The 13,941-nt window shown below is 72.6% G+C and carries 14 protein-coding genes; 7 read left to right on the top strand and 7 right to left on the bottom strand.

The features are described from left to right. Positions 1-5: 5 nt before the first annotated feature. Positions 6-1,082 carry a LacI family DNA-binding transcriptional regulator gene (locus tag FIP57_RS10115; RefSeq protein ID WP_238993385.1) on the bottom strand — a complete coding sequence of 359 codons (1,077 nt, stop codon included), beginning with the start codon at positions 1,080-1,082 and terminating at the stop codon, positions 6-8. Positions 1,083-1,098: 16 nt separating this feature from the next. Here FIP57_RS10115 and FIP57_RS10110 point away from each other — a divergent pair, with 16 nt between their 5' ends. Beyond that, on the top strand, positions 1,099-2,370 hold the full coding sequence (locus FIP57_RS10110; RefSeq protein WP_162529749.1) for an MFS transporter: 1,272 nt from the start codon (positions 1,099-1,101) through the stop codon (positions 2,368-2,370). A gap of 76 nt (positions 2,371-2,446) precedes the next feature. Here the strand turns inward: FIP57_RS10110 and FIP57_RS24500 are convergent, their stop codons facing one another. The 4 genes from FIP57_RS24500 to FIP57_RS10090 all read right to left on the bottom strand — a co-directional run bounded on the left by FIP57_RS24500 (position 2,447) and on the right by FIP57_RS10090 (position 6,686). Further along, positions 2,447-2,674: an HNH endonuclease gene (locus tag FIP57_RS24500; RefSeq protein WP_420846692.1), complete on the bottom strand. Its 228-nt coding sequence runs from the start codon at positions 2,672-2,674 to the stop codon at positions 2,447-2,449. Positions 2,675-2,989: 315 nt separating this feature from the next. After that, positions 2,990-3,754, bottom strand: coding sequence for a DUF222 domain-containing protein (locus FIP57_RS24425; RefSeq protein WP_148573387.1), 765 nt, complete (start codon positions 3,752-3,754; stop codon positions 2,990-2,992). A 200-nt stretch (positions 3,755-3,954) separates the two neighbouring features. After that, positions 3,955-5,658 carry an AMP-binding protein gene (locus FIP57_RS10095; RefSeq protein WP_148573386.1) on the bottom strand — a complete coding sequence of 568 codons (1,704 nt, stop codon included), beginning with the start codon at positions 5,656-5,658 and terminating at the stop codon, positions 3,955-3,957. 38 nt (positions 5,659-5,696) lie between these two features. After that, positions 5,697-6,686, bottom strand: a complete 990-nt coding sequence (locus tag FIP57_RS10090; protein ID WP_238993384.1) for a serine hydrolase domain-containing protein — start codon at positions 6,684-6,686, stop codon at positions 5,697-5,699. Between the two features lie 116 nt (positions 6,687-6,802). Here FIP57_RS10090 and FIP57_RS10085 point away from each other — a divergent pair, with 116 nt between their 5' ends. The 5 genes from FIP57_RS10085 (at position 6,803) to FIP57_RS10065 (ending at position 10,801) form a co-directional block, all read left to right on the top strand. Beyond that, positions 6,803-7,231 carry a hypothetical protein gene (locus FIP57_RS10085; RefSeq protein WP_148573385.1) on the top strand — a complete coding sequence of 143 codons (429 nt, stop codon included), beginning with the start codon at positions 6,803-6,805 and terminating at the stop codon, positions 7,229-7,231. 91 nt (positions 7,232-7,322) lie between these two features. Next, complete coding sequence (locus FIP57_RS10080; protein ID WP_148573384.1) at positions 7,323-7,952, top strand: signal peptidase I; 630 nt, start codon at positions 7,323-7,325, stop codon at positions 7,950-7,952. Then, positions 7,945-8,478 (top strand): hypothetical protein, encoded by a 534-nt coding sequence (locus FIP57_RS10075; RefSeq protein WP_148573383.1) that lies wholly within the window; start codon positions 7,945-7,947, stop codon positions 8,476-8,478. The genes FIP57_RS10080 and FIP57_RS10075 overlap by 8 nt, the downstream gene beginning before the upstream one ends. Positions 8,479-8,591: 113 nt before the next feature. Continuing rightward, a complete protein-coding gene (locus FIP57_RS10070) occupies positions 8,592-10,124 on the top strand; it encodes a sensor histidine kinase (protein WP_148573382.1) in 1,533 nt (510 codons plus the stop codon). Beyond that, on the top strand, positions 10,121-10,801 hold the full coding sequence (locus FIP57_RS10065) for a response regulator (RefSeq protein WP_162529748.1): 681 nt from the start codon (positions 10,121-10,123) through the stop codon (positions 10,799-10,801). The genes FIP57_RS10070 and FIP57_RS10065 overlap by 4 nt, the downstream gene beginning before the upstream one ends. A gap of 5 nt (positions 10,802-10,806) precedes the next feature. Here FIP57_RS10065 and FIP57_RS10060 read toward each other — a convergent pair whose 3' ends face one another. Next, entirely contained in the window at positions 10,807-11,415 is a 609-nt protein-coding gene (locus FIP57_RS10060) for a flavodoxin family protein (RefSeq protein ID WP_148573380.1), read from the bottom strand. Positions 11,416-11,480: 65 nt separating this feature from the next. On the opposite strand from FIP57_RS10060, the gene FIP57_RS10055 reads away from it, so the two are divergent. Beyond that, the gene (locus FIP57_RS10055; RefSeq protein ID WP_148573379.1) at positions 11,481-12,224 is read left to right on the top strand and encodes a hypothetical protein; all 744 of its coding nucleotides are present in this window, start codon (positions 11,481-11,483) and stop codon (positions 12,222-12,224) included. Here the strand turns inward: FIP57_RS10055 and FIP57_RS10050 are convergent. Next, positions 12,221-13,918 (bottom strand): NAD(P)/FAD-dependent oxidoreductase, encoded by a 1,698-nt coding sequence (locus FIP57_RS10050; RefSeq protein WP_148573378.1) that lies wholly within the window; start codon positions 13,916-13,918, stop codon positions 12,221-12,223. The genes FIP57_RS10055 and FIP57_RS10050 overlap by 4 nt on opposite strands. Positions 13,919-13,941 lie beyond the last annotated feature (23 nt).

Genomic DNA, 13,941 nt, shown 5'->3' with positions numbered 1-13,941 from the left:
CCGGCTCACGCGCCCGTGCCCCGGTTCTGGTCGGCGCGGGTGGTCGACCGTACGACGACCTCCCACCGCTCGACCCCCGCAACCTCGCCGCCGAGCGCGACCCGGGCGCAGTGCGCACCTTGCTCGCGCAACGACTGGGCGACGGTGGTGAGCCCGGCCGGGACAGCTGCGTCGCTGTCGTCCCAACCGGTGACCGCCACCGCGTCGGGGACGGTGAGCCCCGCTCGCGCGGCCGCCCGCAGCGCCCCGAGCGCCAGCTCGTCGCTCATCGCGGCGATCGCGTCGGGCGGGTCGTCACCTGTGAGCAGCGCGTAGGCGACCTCCTCCCCCTCGGCGGCGTCGTTGCCGGAGCACGTCGCGAGCCGCAGCTCCTCGGGGGCCCCGCCGCCCTCCGCCCAGGCGTCGAGCATCCCGGTCCACCGGTGTCGCGTGACCGGGAAGGCGATGGGCCCGACCTCTGGCGCCGGCACGAGCAGTCGCTGCCGGTCGCGGTCGACGGGGAAGCCGAGCACGAGCGGACGCTCTGCCCCGGCGAACGCCGCCCGACCGATCGCCGTGGCTGCCGCCGTGTCGTCGATGCCGACCACCGGCAGCCCCGCGCGGGCGGGGCCTGCGTGGACGACGGCCGGACGTCCGGTGCCGGCGACCGCGTCGAGCACCGGGTCGTCGTCGCTGGTCGTCCAGAGCACGAACCCGTCGACCACCGCCTGCGCGATCCGCTGCACGTCGGTCTCCGCGCCGGTGGTCGGCAGGAGGGTGAGCCCGACGCCCTCGGAGGCACAGACGTCGGCCACGCCGGAGAGGAACCGAGCCGCCTGCGGGTCGTCGAAGGCGTACGTCAGCCGCTCGCCCAGCACCACACCGAGGCTGCCGACTCGGCCGCGCCGCAGCGACCGGGCGGTCGGGTCCGGGCCGGGGTACCCCAGCTGCTCCGCAGCCGCGCGCACCTTCGCAGCCGCGTCGGCGGAGACCCGCCCGGGGCGCGAGTAGGCGTAGGAGACCGTCATCGGCGAGACGCCCGCCGCGCGCGCGACGTCCCGCATGGTGGGTCGCCTGCGGGGGTGGTCATCGGTGGACGGCACGGCCTACACTCTACTTGTGTATCGATACACGGATGACCGGCGCCCCTCCAGCGGCGCCGTTGCGCGCACCGACTCCGCCGGCTCGCGGCCGTCCGGGTCCGCAGCCTCGGTCGCGCCGGACGACGCTTTCGTACGCGACCGGGCGACGGCGCTCGGCTACGCGGCGCTCGGCTGCTTCACGTTCTGGCTGTACGCCTTCGGACCGTCCCTGGCGCTGCTCCGGCAGGAGCTCGGCTTCTCGTACACGCTCCTCGGCTTCTACTCCGCTCTCTGGGCGCTCGGCTCCTGCGTCGCCGGGTTCACGTTCGCACGGGCGGCCCGGCACCTCTCGCGGAGCGTGCTCCTGTGGGGGTCGGCAGCGGTCACCGCGCTCGGCGCCGCGCTGTTCACGATCGGCTCCGGCCTCCCCGCGACCCTGGTCGGCACCGCGGTCATGGGCATCGCAGGCACGACGCTGCTGATGGTCGTCCAGGCGGTGCTCTCCGACCGGCACCAGGAGCGGCGCGACAAGGCGCTCACCGAGGCCAACGTCGGTGCAGGTGCGTCCGCCGTCGTGGCGCCGCTGGTGCTCGGTGCGCTCGCCGCGTCCGCACTCGGCTGGCGGGTCGCGTTCGCGCTGCCGGCGGTCGTCCTGGCGGGGATGTGGGTCTTCCTGCGCCGCAGTCCGATGCCGGCATCACGGGGCCGACCGGCCGACGGAGGTCACGAACGGCTGCCGCTCGCCTGCTGGGTGTTCGCCGGCCTGACCGCGCTGGCGACGGCGATCGAGTTCTGCATCGTCTACTTCGGCGCCGAGGTGCTGATCGGCACCGGCCTCACGCCGGCGGTGGCGGCGACCACGCTGAGCAGCAACTACCTCGGCATCCTGGTCGGCCGGGTCGGCGGCGCGGCGGTGACGAGGCGGCCCGGCCGGACCGTTGTGCTGCTCCACGGCTCGCTGGCGCTCACCGCAGCAGGGTTCGGTCTCTTCTGGGTGAGCGACGAGCCGGTGCTGGCCGTCATCGGGCTGTTCGCTTGCGGCGTCGGGGTCGCGAACGTCTACCCGCTCGCGCTGGCCCTCACCTTGGGCGCCGCCCAGGGCCACGAGGACCAGGCTAACGCGCGGACGCAGCTCCTCGTCGGAGCACTGAGCGCCGGGTCGCCCTACCTCATCGGCACCCTGGCTGATCACCACGGGCTCGGCCCCGCGCTGGCTGTCGAGCCGGTGCTCATCATCGCGGCTTTCCTCCTCCTGCTGGCCGGCGTGCGGACGCAACGCACGACAGCTGACCCTGCTGCCGTCCGGTGACAGCCCGCGGTGCTGGTGTTCAGCCGCCCCTCGCGGCGCGCTCTCTCCGCTGAGACTCGGGATGCGACCTGGCCGATCACGTCCGCCGCCGACGAGTCCTTGTGATGCAGGTCTTTCCGTCGTCCCTGTAGTCGGTGGTGTAGCGGGGGTCGTGGACCATCCGGTGGTGCCTGGGGCAGAGCATCGTGCCGTCTCGGACGGTGGTTCGGCCGCCGCGGGACCAGGGTTGTTTGTGGTGGGCGTGGCAGAACGAGGCGGGGATCCGACAGCTGGTGGCGGTGCAGTGCTTGTCCCTCGATGCCATCGCGATGCGTTGGGGGTGGGTGTGCAGCCGGGTGCGGCGGCCCTGGTCGAGCACCACCGATCTGGAGTCGAGGACTTGGGGGATGATCCCGGCCCGGCAGGCCAACCTTCGGGCGGCACCCACGCTGATCGAGCCGCCGGTGGACAGGTTCGCGACGCCCCGCCCTCGTTCGAGGACGTGGAGCGGGATGGTGACCAGGACGGTGCAGAGGCCGCCGGACTCGGGGAGCTTCTTGGTCGGGATCCGTTCGAGCAGCTCGCACAGGGCTTCTCCGCGGAGCTCTTCGAGTGGCCGGGTGACGAGCCGCTCCGACGATTAGTCGCCGTCCACCGCGGGCGCGGGCACCTCGCGGGCGATGGGGTCGGGTCGCTTGGGTGACATCAGGGCGTCGAGGGTGACCTTGAGCATCGCCCCATGGACCGAGGGGATGGTGAACCGGCCGTGGGTGGAGCCGTGGCCGTCGTCGTACATCACCAGCACTGTCTTCGCCGCGGCCCGGGCTTCCTCCTTCTCGAGCTGTTTGGCCAGCGCGGCGTCGGCGCCGTCGGGGTCGATGACGTGGTGCAGGTGCCGGGCCAGCCGCTTGAGCGCCACGGCGTCGAACTCGCCGGCGAGCTCGATCAGGTGCTGCTCGGCGCGAGCCCGATCCGTCGACGAGACCTCAGCCGGTAGTCCGTCGACGGCGTCGATGATCACCTTCGCCTGCGCCCCGTCGACCCGGCCGGCGATCGCTGCGGTGGCGGTGGCCTCGAACGACGGGAGCCGCTGAGCGGTCTTGACGAGCTTCCGCGCTTCACCGCCGGGGAGCCGGGTGGTCTGGGTCAGCCAGGCGGCGGTGCTGGTGGCGGCGGTTTCCTGGGCGACGTCGACGGTCTCGGCGTGCGCGAGCAGGTGCAGCTTCAGCCCGTCGAGCCGGGCCTGCGCCGACGCGATCTCCTGCAACGCATCCGCGGTGTCGGTGGCGCCGAGCTCGAGGAGGTGGATCCCGCCGGCCAGTGCGGTGTCGAGGACCTCGTGGATCCGGCCGGTGGCCCAGTGCACCCGGTTCGGGCGTTGGTGGACCGGCAGCTTGTTCTCCATGCGAGCACGCTACGACCGGCCACCGACATTATTCGAACAGCATCGAACAGTTGTGGAGAAGATGCCGAGCCCGTCGGCAGGACGCGCCGACTCGCGCCCATTCCGGCGTGAAGATGCGACGGGTCGGCGCCGATGCCGGGTGAAGATGCGACGACTCGGCGGGAAAGCCCCGTGAAGATGCGACGGCTCGGCGAGGACCGTCAGAAGTCGAACTGGTCGTCGCGCCACTCGGCGTCGATGCGCTGGTCGGCGAGCTGCTCCTCACGGGTGCGGAGCTCCACGCGCCGGATCTTCCCGGAGATTGTCTTGGGCAGCTCGGCGAACTCGAGCCTGCGGACGCGGAGGTACGGCGGCAGCTGGGCTCGCGCGTGGGCGAGGATCGACCGGGCGGTCTCGGCGTTGGGCTCGTGGCCGGCGACGAGCACGACGTACGCCTTCGGCACCGCGAGCCGGACGGCGTCCGGCGCCGGTACGACGGCGGCCTCCGCGACGGCGGGATGCTCGATCAGCACGCTCTCGAGCTCGAACGGGCTGACCTTGTAGTCGGAGGCCTTGAAGACGTCGTCGGTGCGGCCGACGTAGGTGATGAACCCGTCCTCGTCACGGCTCGCGACGTCACCGGTGTGGTAGTAGCCGCCGGCCATCGCCTCGTCGTTGCGCGCCTCGTCGCCCTGGTATCCGGTCATCAACGTCAACGGCCGTCCGAGCGGACCGTTCAGCTCGAGGCAGATCTCGCCCTCGCCGGGTCCCTCGATCGGCTTGCCGGACACGGGGTCGACGAGCGCCACCGGCACGCCGGGAAGGGGTCGGCCCATCGAGCCGGCCTTGACCGGCTGCCCCGGGGTGTTCGCGATCGACGCGGTGGTCTCGGTCTGCCCGAACCCGTCGCGGATCGTCAGCCCCCAGTGCTGCTCGACCTGGCTGATCACCTCGGGGTTGAGCGGCTCGCCCGCCCCGATCGCCTCCCGCAGCGAGCCCGGCCCGCCGGAGAGGTCGGCGTTGATGAGCATCCGCCACACGGTCGGCGGTGCGCAGAAGGTGTTCACCTGCTCGCGTCGCAGCAGCGACAGGAGCGCGGCGGCGTCGAACCGTCGGTAGTTGTGGACGAACACGGTCGCCTGCGCGAGCCACGGCGCGAAGAAGTTCGACCAGGCGTGCTTCGCCCAACCGGGGCTCGAGATGTTGAGGTGCACGTCGCCGGGGCGGAGGCCGAGCCAGTACATCGTCGACAGGTGGCCGACGGGGTAGCTGCGGTGCGTGTGCTCGACGAGCTTCGGCCGGCTCGTCGTACCGCTGGTGAAGTACAGCAGCAGCCGGTCGTCGGTGCCGTTGCCCGGGTGCGGCACGGGCTCGGGTTCGAGGTCGTACGCCGCGGAGTGGGCCAGCCACCCCTCGGGCGCGTCGCCGACGGAGAACCGCAGGAAGTCGCCCTCGATCCCGTCGAACTTCACGGTGTCCTCGGCGTTGCAGACGACGGCGCGCGCCTGGCCGCGGGCGATCCGGTCGACGAGCTCGGCGGAACCCAGCGCCGTCGTCGTCGGCATGATCACCGCGCCGAGCTTGGTGATCGCGAGCATCGTCTCCCAGAGCTCGACCTGGTTGCCGAGCATGACGATCACGCTCATCCCTCGGCCGATCCCCTCGCCCGCCAACCGGGTGGCGAGCTGGTCGGATCGGCGTACGAGCTCGTCGAAGGAGTACTCCGCCCGCGCGCCGTCCTCCTCGACGATCACCAGCCCCGGCCGGTCGTCGCCGCGCGCCCAGGTGTCGAACCAGTCGTGGGCCCAGTTGAAGGTGGGGCCGACGTCGGGCCAGCGGAACCGCTCGAGCGCCTGCTCGCGGTCGTCTCGGAGCTCGAGGAGCAGGTCGCGGGCGGCCTTGAGGTTCTCGGTGGGCGTCGTCATGGCCCCATCCTGACCCCGGGAGCCGACAGGTTCGACCCTCACCCGGTCGTTCTCCCCAGGAGCTCCAGCCCCGCGCGGTCGACGGACCTGGTCCGGGCACTCAGCACCACCGCCCCGGTGCCGGCGGCGCGGTCGACGCCCACCCAGCTGCGGAACCCGCCGGTGCCGCCGTTGTGCCAGGCGATCTCGCGCCCGCGCTTCTCGAGCGTCACCCACCCGGCTCCGATGCGCACCGCCTTGCCCGCCAGCGGTGCCACGGGGTCGAGCGCGCGCGTCCCCGGCGCGGTCCCGTCGAGCACCGCTGCGAGAAGCCGCGCCACCGAGGTCACCGTCGCGCGGATGCCGCCGGCAGGGCCGAGCCCCTCCCCGACCCAGGGGTCGCGCGGCCGTCCCCGGCGGCTCCGGCCCTCCACGGCCTTGCCGCTCAGCTGCTCGACGCGTTCTGCGACGTAGAAGCCGTCGAGGTCGAGGGGCTCGGTGATGCGGGTGCGCACCAGGTCGCGGTACGTCGTGCCGGCGGCCGCCGCGACGGCGTGGCCGAGGAGCATGAACCCGAGGTTCGAGTACGCAGGCCGCGGCCGCCCCACCTTCGCCGTCCGCACCTGCTCCAGGAGCTCGGCCAGCGTGTCGCCGTACGGGTTCGTGCCGTCCCGCAGCATCACGAAGGTCCGGCGCCACGGGTGCATGGCGGCGGGGAGCCGGGGCAGCCCCGAGCGGTGGACCGCCAGGTCGGCGAGGCGAACCTCCGCGGCGGGTGCGCCGGCGAGCGGAAGAAGCTCGCCGAGCGTCGTGTCGGTCGCGACCTCACCACGGTCGAGCGCGTCGGCGTACAGCAGCCCGGTGACCGCCTTGCTCACCGACCCGACCTCGAAGTCCGCCGTCTCGTCGACACGGTCCGTCGCGACGACCACCCCGCCGTTGCGCACGACCGCGCCGGCACTGGGTGGGGCGACGTGGTCGCGGAGGTACGTCGTCAGCTGGTTGGCGTCGATGGGAGCTCCTCGGAGGACGGCCGGCGGTTTACCCAATTGTGACGATGAGGCGCCCACGCCCACGCCGCGATGGTTGACCCACGTCGCGATCCGCTCGAGGGGGGCGGATCGGAATACCTGGGGGGACGTGTCCCCACCAAGAAGGAGACACCATGAAGAAGCTCATCGCCGTGCCGGTCGTGGCGATTCTCGCCGCGGGTGCCGCTGCCTCGGCCGCCGGGTTCGCCGGTGGCGTCAGCGCCAGCCCGATCCAGTCGGGCGACGCGACCGACCTCACCTGCGCGAGCAGCGCCCGGGTCATCGAGTGGGGCAGCAACGACCACCTGAACCCGCCGAACGTCGTCAACGCCCGCGTCCAGCTGAACGGCTCGCACTGCGAGGGCAGCGCCCTCCACGTCGTCGCCCTCAACTCGAGCGGCGGCCAGATGGTGCGTGCGACGTCCGGCATCATCGCGGACTCCGGCAACACCGACTACGCCCGTGTGACCTTCGAGTCGCCCATCAACATCGCGGACCTGAACGCGGTCCGCATCACGGTGGACGGAGGCTACGCCGGGCTGTCGCAGCTGCCCAAGAACTGACCTCCGGGCCAGTCGAAGCGGGTGGTGGCGCTCACCGAACGCCACCACCCGCACCCAGCACCACGAGCAGTGACCGAAGGGAGGTACGACCATGAACCGCATCCGCGCCTACGTGCTGAGCCGCAAGACGCTCGGAAACGTCGTCGTGCTCGCGGTCCTCGGGCTGTGGTACCTCACCTTCGCCCCGACCACGATCGGTGGCCCCGCGGCGTTCATCAACGTCCAGGGCCACAGCATGGACGGCACCTACCTCACCGGTGACCTGGTGATCACCAAGGAGCAGGACAGCTACGCGAAGGGCGACATCGTCGCGTTCAAGGTCGACGGGGGCCAGGTGATCCACCGGATCATCGGCGGCGACGGTGAGAAGGGGTACACGCTCCAGGGCGACAACAACCCCCACCCGGACCCGTGGCACCCGACCGACGAGGACGTCGTCGGCAAGGCGTGGATCCACCTGCCGCAGAAGGCCCACCTGCTCGAGCTCCCTGCGGACCCGAAGTTCGCCGGCATCTCCGCCGGCTTCGTCACGCTCGTCGTGCTCCTGTGGGACGGCCGGCCGCGCCGCAAGCGCGCCGAGGCCGACGTCGCCGAGGCCGGTGTCGTCGTCCCGTCCGGCTCCGACGACGTGCACAACCTCGTCGGCCAGCTGCTCGGCGACGAGCCCCTGCCCCGTCAGCGCGAGGCCGAGCACGACACCCGGAGCGACACGCATGTCTGAGAACGCCACCGCCGGCTCGGCCTGGCGCACGCTCCGCACCACCGCGCTCTCCGCAGCCGCCGGCGCCGTGCTCTGCACCCTCGCGGCGGGCCAGGTCGGATCCGCCGCCCAGCTCCGCGTCACGGCCACGCCGATCCAGTTCTGGGACCTGAAGGTCCAGGTCGAGCTCCCGCACGAGGTCGTCGACGAGCTGACCCAGGACGGCGACACCGACTCGGCGCCCTTGCCCGAGGCGCCTTCTGTTGACGACCCGGGGGCGGGCGGCAGCACCGGAGGCGACACCGGCAACGGCGGTGGTGAGGACTCAGGCGACGGCGGTGGCAACGCCGGCGACGGCGACGCTGGTACCGACGGCGGTCCCGACGGCGAGGACACCCCGGTACCCCAGCCCGGCGGCGACACCGGTCACCCCGACGCTGACGAGGTCCCCCACCCGCCGGCCGCGCCCGAGCCGGCCCAGGACTCAGCCGTCGACGCAGCGGCGGACGGCCCCGGCCAGGTCTCGCAAGCCACCGGGGCCGAGTGAACCTTCAACTCGCGGGACCTTCGGACACCGAGTAGGGCCCACTGGCGGTTGGCGCACCAACCCCTCCCGATGAGGATCATCCGTACAACGGGGGACACATTCGGGGGAATCGTGTGAAGAAGTTCGTCACGCACGCGCGCCGCGCGCCGGTACAGCTCGGGATCGCTGCATTCGTCTACATCGCCGTCGGCCTGGTGCTCACCGGGGATCCGGTCGAGGGGTGGCTGCTGCTGCGGCTTCGCGAGCCGCTCCAGGTCCTCACCGGCGCCATCCTCTTCGGGGCCGGGCTCATGCAGCTCTCGGTCTGGCGCGTCGATCGCGCTGCCGCACACATCCAGAGCGCCGGGATGATGCTCGCCCTCGGCTTCCTCGCACCGTGGAACGTCAGCATGGGCCGGCTCCTCCACTCCGACGACCTCAACGTGGTGCTCAGCCCGCTGACCGCCGCGCTCGTCGCGCTGACCGCGATCGTGCTCGGCAAGGTGCTCGGGGCCTCGGTCTCGCGCACCGTCCGGCTGTGCGTGGGCGCCGTCTCCTCGGCGGCGCTGGTCCTCGGGCTGGTGCTCACCCCGCTGCTCGCACCGCGGCTGGCGACGGTGAACTTCGACCTCGCGCCGGACACGATCGTGCTGCTCGAGCTGGCCGTGGCGGCCTGCTGGTTCGCCGCAGCGTTCGCCTGGGTGCACAAGGTGCGGAACGAGGATCCCGCGTCGCTGTCCCTGATGCCGCCGCTCCTTGCCACCCTCGGCGTGGTGTGGGTGCTCCGGGCGCTCGCCGTCGTCGACGTCGTGGCGTGGCCGTTCGCCGCCACGCTGCTGCTCCTGACGAGCTCGGTCGTGGTGCTGTTCGCCGTCGCCGAGGAGTACGCCGACACCACCGACGCCGGTCGCGAGCGGCTCGACTCCACCGAGCAGGCGCTGACCGAGGTGGCGCAGGCGTTCGCGACGCTCGACCGCGAGCGGCGGAACTTCGCCCACGACGCGCGCAACGTGATCCTGGCGCTCCAGGCCGCCTCGACGACGCTGGCGGAGCACGGCGACCGGCTCGACGCCGAGGTGCGCCAGCAGCTCCGCCGCGCGATCGTCGACGAGCTCGGCCAGCTGCACCAGATGCTCACCAGCCCGACGAGCCACGCGAAGGAGGAGGTTGACGTCGCGGAGGCCATCCGCACCGTCGTCGCCACCGAGCGGATGAACGGCCTCGACGTCCAGCTCCACCTCGAGCCGTGCCGCGCCCGGGCGGGTGCCCAGGACCTCTCCCGGGTGCTCCGCAACCTGCTGGTGAACGCCCGCGAGCACGCGCCGCGCAGCCCGGTCGTGGTCCGTGCCGCAGAGCACGGCGGCACCGTCCGGATCACCGTCGAGGACCGCGGCCCCGGCGTGCCGGCCCAGCTGCGCCGCACGCTGTTCGAGCGCGGCGTCACCACGAAGCGCGACGACGGCACGGGCCTCGGGCTCAACGTCAGCAGGACGCTCGTCCGCGAGCAGGGCGGCGACCTCAGGTTCGTCGAGGGCGCCGAGGGCGGCGCATGCTTCGAGCTCACGCTCCCGTCGGCGCGGTCCGTCCCGCCCGGCAACGAGCCCCGCAGCGGCAGGGCGCTCACCCTCCTCAAGCCGCTGCCGGCGCAATCCCGGAGGAGCGCATGACGGCGCGGTTCGTCGTCGTCGACGACCACGTCCTCCTCGCCCAGAGCCTCTGCCTCGCACTGCAGGCGCAGGGGTTCGAGGCCCGGCAGCTCCCCCTGACCAGCACCGACGAGCTCGTCGAGCAGGTCGGCAGCATCGCGCCGGACGTGGTGCTGCTCGACCTCCAGCTCGGCACCCCGATCGGCGAGGGGCAGCAGCTCGTCGCACCGTTCGTGGCGACCGGCGCCCGGGTGCTGATCGTCTCGGGCGTCACCGAGCGGCCGGAGATCGCGCGGGCGATCGAGGCCGGCGCGGTCGGCCACGTCAGCAAGAGCGCGCCGTTCGACGTGCTGCTCGAGACGGCCGTGCGCGTCGCCCAGGGCGAGGAGGTGACGAGCGCCGCCGAGCGCCACGTCCTCCTCGACGAGCTGCGCCGCCACCGCGCCGAGCAGGAGGCCGCACTCGCGCCGTTCGCCCGGCTCACCCCGCGCGAGCGCCAGGTGCTCCGCGCGCTCTGCGACGGCCGGAGCGTCGGCCAGATCGCTGAGGAGTGGGTCGTCTCCGTCCCCACCGTCCGCACGCAGGTCCGTGCGATCCACCTCAAGCTCGGGGTCGGGTCACAGCTCGAGGCGGTGGCGCTGGCGACGCGCAGCGGTTGGTACGACGCCGAGCCGGCCGACGAGCGGCGTACCGCCTGAGGGGTTCAGTCCGCCGGGTACTGGTTCTCCCGCAGCAGCCTCGCCAGGTGTACGGCGGTCTGCGCGGCCGTCTTGTTCGTGGCCGCCGTCTTCTCCGGGGTCTCGTCGTGGTCCTTGTAGTCCACCGACTGCATCGCCTCGCCGACCCAGTAGGTCCCGGCGTTGGCGGCGAAGGAGAACCCGACGTCGTTGAGCCCCTGCAGGCACTCGGAGATGACGTGGTGGGCGCCGTCCTCGTTGCCGACGACGCCGACCATCCCGACCTTGCCGTAGGTCGTCATCCGCCCCTCGTCGTCGGTCTCGCTCAGCTCGGCGTCGAGCCGTTCGAGCACCATCTTGCAGACCGACGACGGCTGCCCCATCCAGATCGGGGTGCAGAGCGCGAGGATGTTCGACTCGAGCATCTTCGAACGGATCGCGGGCCACTCGTCGCCGTCGCCCTCGTCGGTGCTGACGCCGAACTTCACGTCGTGGTCGACGACCCGCACGACCTCGGTGACGACGCCGAGCTGCTGCAGCTCGCGCTCGAGGTCGCGCGCGAGCAGCTCGGAGGAGGACTCCGACGGCGAGGGCTTCAGGGTGCAGACGAGGAGCAAGGCGCGGAGGTCGGTCATGGCCCCACCCTGCCCGGGGCGCGCGAAGCCGAATCCCGCTCGTGTGAGGTGGGTAACGTCGGGCCATGCGGCTGCCAGCCATCCCGGGCCCGGGAGACGTCCTCACCCTGGTCTCCCGCTCGTCGGGCGCCGTCGAGCAGCTGCTCAGCCTCGTCCCGCGGATCACCCGGCTCGTCGGGGCCGTCGAGGTCCTGCTCGACGACGTCCGAACGCTGCTCGTCCGGATGGAGTCGACGCGCCAGGCCGCGGACGCCGCGATCGAGCGGATCGGCGCGACCCAGCAAGCCGCCGACAAGGCCATCGAACGGATCGGCGCCACCCAGGAGGCCGCCGACAAGGCGATCGAACGGATCGGCACCACCCAGGCCGAGGCCGACAAGGCCATCGGGCGCATCGGTCCCATCCAGGACAAGGCCGACGAGGCCGTCGAGCGGATCGGGAAGACCACCGGAGACGCCGACTCGCTGATCGCCCGGCTCGAGGGCCCCATGGACCGGGTGGTCCGGCTGCTCGACATGTTCGAGCCGTCGCTGGTCCGGCTGCAGCCGACCCTGGACACGCTCGCCGACACGACCAGCCCCGAGGAGGTGCAGGCGGCGTCCCGCCTGATCGACCACCTGCCCGGGCTCGTCGAGCAGTTCGAGCGCGACGTCCTGCCGGTGCTCTCCACGCTGCGCACCGTCGCCCCGGACGTGCACGACCTCCTCGACGTGATGCAGGAGCTCAACCAGCTGCTCGGCAAGGTCCCCGGCATGGGGCGGATCAAGAAGAAGGTCGACGAGCAGCAGGCCGCGGAGGACGACGGCTAGCTCGCGGGCACCGGGACCGGCGCCAGCCACCCGTGCACCAGCGGCACCACCGACGCGCCTTCCCCGCTCGCCGCGGCGACGCGCTTCATCGAGCCCGCGCGCACGTCGCCGGCTGCGAAGACGCCGGGGACCGTGGTGGCGAGGTTCGCCGGCGGGCGGCCGTCGACCCAGAGCTCCTTGGGCACGTCGCGTCCGGTGAGCACGAACCCGCGCTCGTCGATGGCCACCTCGGGCGGGAGCCACTCGCACCGCGGCTCGGCACCGAGGAGCAGGAACAGCCCCTGCACCTCCCGCCGGCGGACCGCCCCGGTGCGGGTGTCGCGCACGTCGATCCAGGTCAGCCGTCCCTCGGGCCCGGCGCCGCCGTCGACCACCTCCGAGCAGGTCTCGACGGTCACGACGGGGTGGTAGCGGATCTCGTCGACGAGGTACCGCGACATCGTCTCGGCGAGCTCCGGGCGGCGCACCAGCACCGTCACCGAGCGGGCGAACCGGGCCAGGTGGAGGGCGGCCTGACCGGCCGAGTTGCCCCCGCCGACCACCACCGCGTCGTACCCTTCCAGCTCGCGGGCCGCGGTCATCGCGCTGCCGTAGAAGACGCCGCTGCCGACGAGGTCGTCGATGCCCGGCACCCGGAGCCGGCGGTAGGAGACACCGCAGGAGACGACGACCGAACGCGCCCGCACGTCGCCCCCCTCGGTGCGTACCACGTGCGGGGCGCCGTCGACACCGGGGACGAGGGCGGTCGCCTCCCAGCCGGTGAAGAACCGGGTGCCGAACCGGACCGCCTGGTTGCGCGCCCGCTGCGCGAGCCGCATCCCGGAGATGCCGCGCGGGAAGCCGAGGTAGTTGCGGATCATCGAGCTCGTCCCGGCCTGCCCGCCGACGGCCTCGGCCTCCAGCACGACGGTGCTCAACCCCTCCGAGGCGCCGTAGACCGCGGCGGCGAGCCCCGCCGGCCCCGCCCCCACGACGAGCAGGTCGACCACGTCGTCGACGTCGACCTCCTCGGGGCGGCCGTACATCGCGACCGCGACGTCGCGCACGCTGGTGACCTCGATGACGTGGTCGCCGATGGTCTGGACGACGGGGTACGTCGGCTCCGTGCCGTCGGCGAGACCGAGCCGGGCGACGAGCTCGCGGCCGACGGGGCTGCCGGGCGCGTGGAGCCCGTGCGGCATCCCCATCCGGTCGCAGAAGTCCCGCACCGCCGAGGTGAGCGGGTCGACCGACGGGGCGACGATGCGGATGCTCTCCACCTCCGGCGCCGCCGCGGTCCACCCCCAGTCCGAGAGCAGCTCGGTGACCGCGTGGTGGAACTCCTCGTCGCGCGGGCCGCGGGGCATCAGCAGGTAGGCGTCGAACTTCCCCTTCGCCATCACCGGACGCAGCGCCGGGGCGTCCTCGAGGAACCGCGAGATGTGCGCGACCACCAGCCTCCGCGCCGTCGGCACGACCGCACGCCATCGCGCGAACGCCTCGACCACCCACATGTCCGGTAGCGCCGACTCGGCCACGAACATCGCGACGGGCACCCCCTGGTCGCGGAGCTGCTCGGCAAGCACCTCGGCGTCCCATGCGGTGCGCACCGCACGGACGTCGTAGTCGCGCTCGTAGCGGCCGAACTCCTCGAGCAGCACGCCGGCGTGCTCGTCGGAGACCAGGATCAACGCCGGTCGGTCACCCGCTGCCACGTCGCGATCCTAGGGGCGCGCGG

This window comes from Nocardioides caldifontis (assembly GCF_008087345.1).
Lineage (GTDB): Bacteria > Actinomycetota > Actinomycetes > Propionibacteriales > Nocardioidaceae > Marmoricola_A > Marmoricola_A caldifontis.
Note: the sequence above shows the minus strand (reverse complement) of the source record. Positions and strands in the feature narration are given on the sequence as shown.

Coding starts and splice junctions, on each gene's coding strand:
- FIP57_RS24500 (WP_420846692.1), bottom strand. CDS start 2,674: ATGGCATCGAGGGACAAGCACTGCACCGCCACCAGCTGTCGGATCCCC.
- FIP57_RS24425 (WP_148573387.1), bottom strand. CDS start 3,754: ATGGAGAACAAGCTGCCGGTCCACCAACGCCCGAACCGGGTGCACTGG.
- FIP57_RS10095 (WP_148573386.1), bottom strand. CDS start 5,658: ATGACGACGCCCACCGAGAACCTCAAGGCCGCCCGCGACCTGCTCCTC.
- FIP57_RS10085 (WP_148573385.1), top strand. CDS start 6,803: ATGAAGAAGCTCATCGCCGTGCCGGTCGTGGCGATTCTCGCCGCGGGT.
- FIP57_RS10080 (WP_148573384.1), top strand. CDS start 7,323: ATGAACCGCATCCGCGCCTACGTGCTGAGCCGCAAGACGCTCGGAAAC.
- FIP57_RS10075 (WP_148573383.1), top strand. CDS start 7,945: ATGTCTGAGAACGCCACCGCCGGCTCGGCCTGGCGCACGCTCCGCACC.
- FIP57_RS10065 (WP_162529748.1), top strand. CDS start 10,121: ATGACGGCGCGGTTCGTCGTCGTCGACGACCACGTCCTCCTCGCCCAG.
- FIP57_RS10060 (WP_148573380.1), bottom strand. CDS start 11,415: ATGACCGACCTCCGCGCCTTGCTCCTCGTCTGCACCCTGAAGCCCTCG.
- FIP57_RS10055 (WP_148573379.1), top strand. CDS start 11,481: ATGCGGCTGCCAGCCATCCCGGGCCCGGGAGACGTCCTCACCCTGGTC.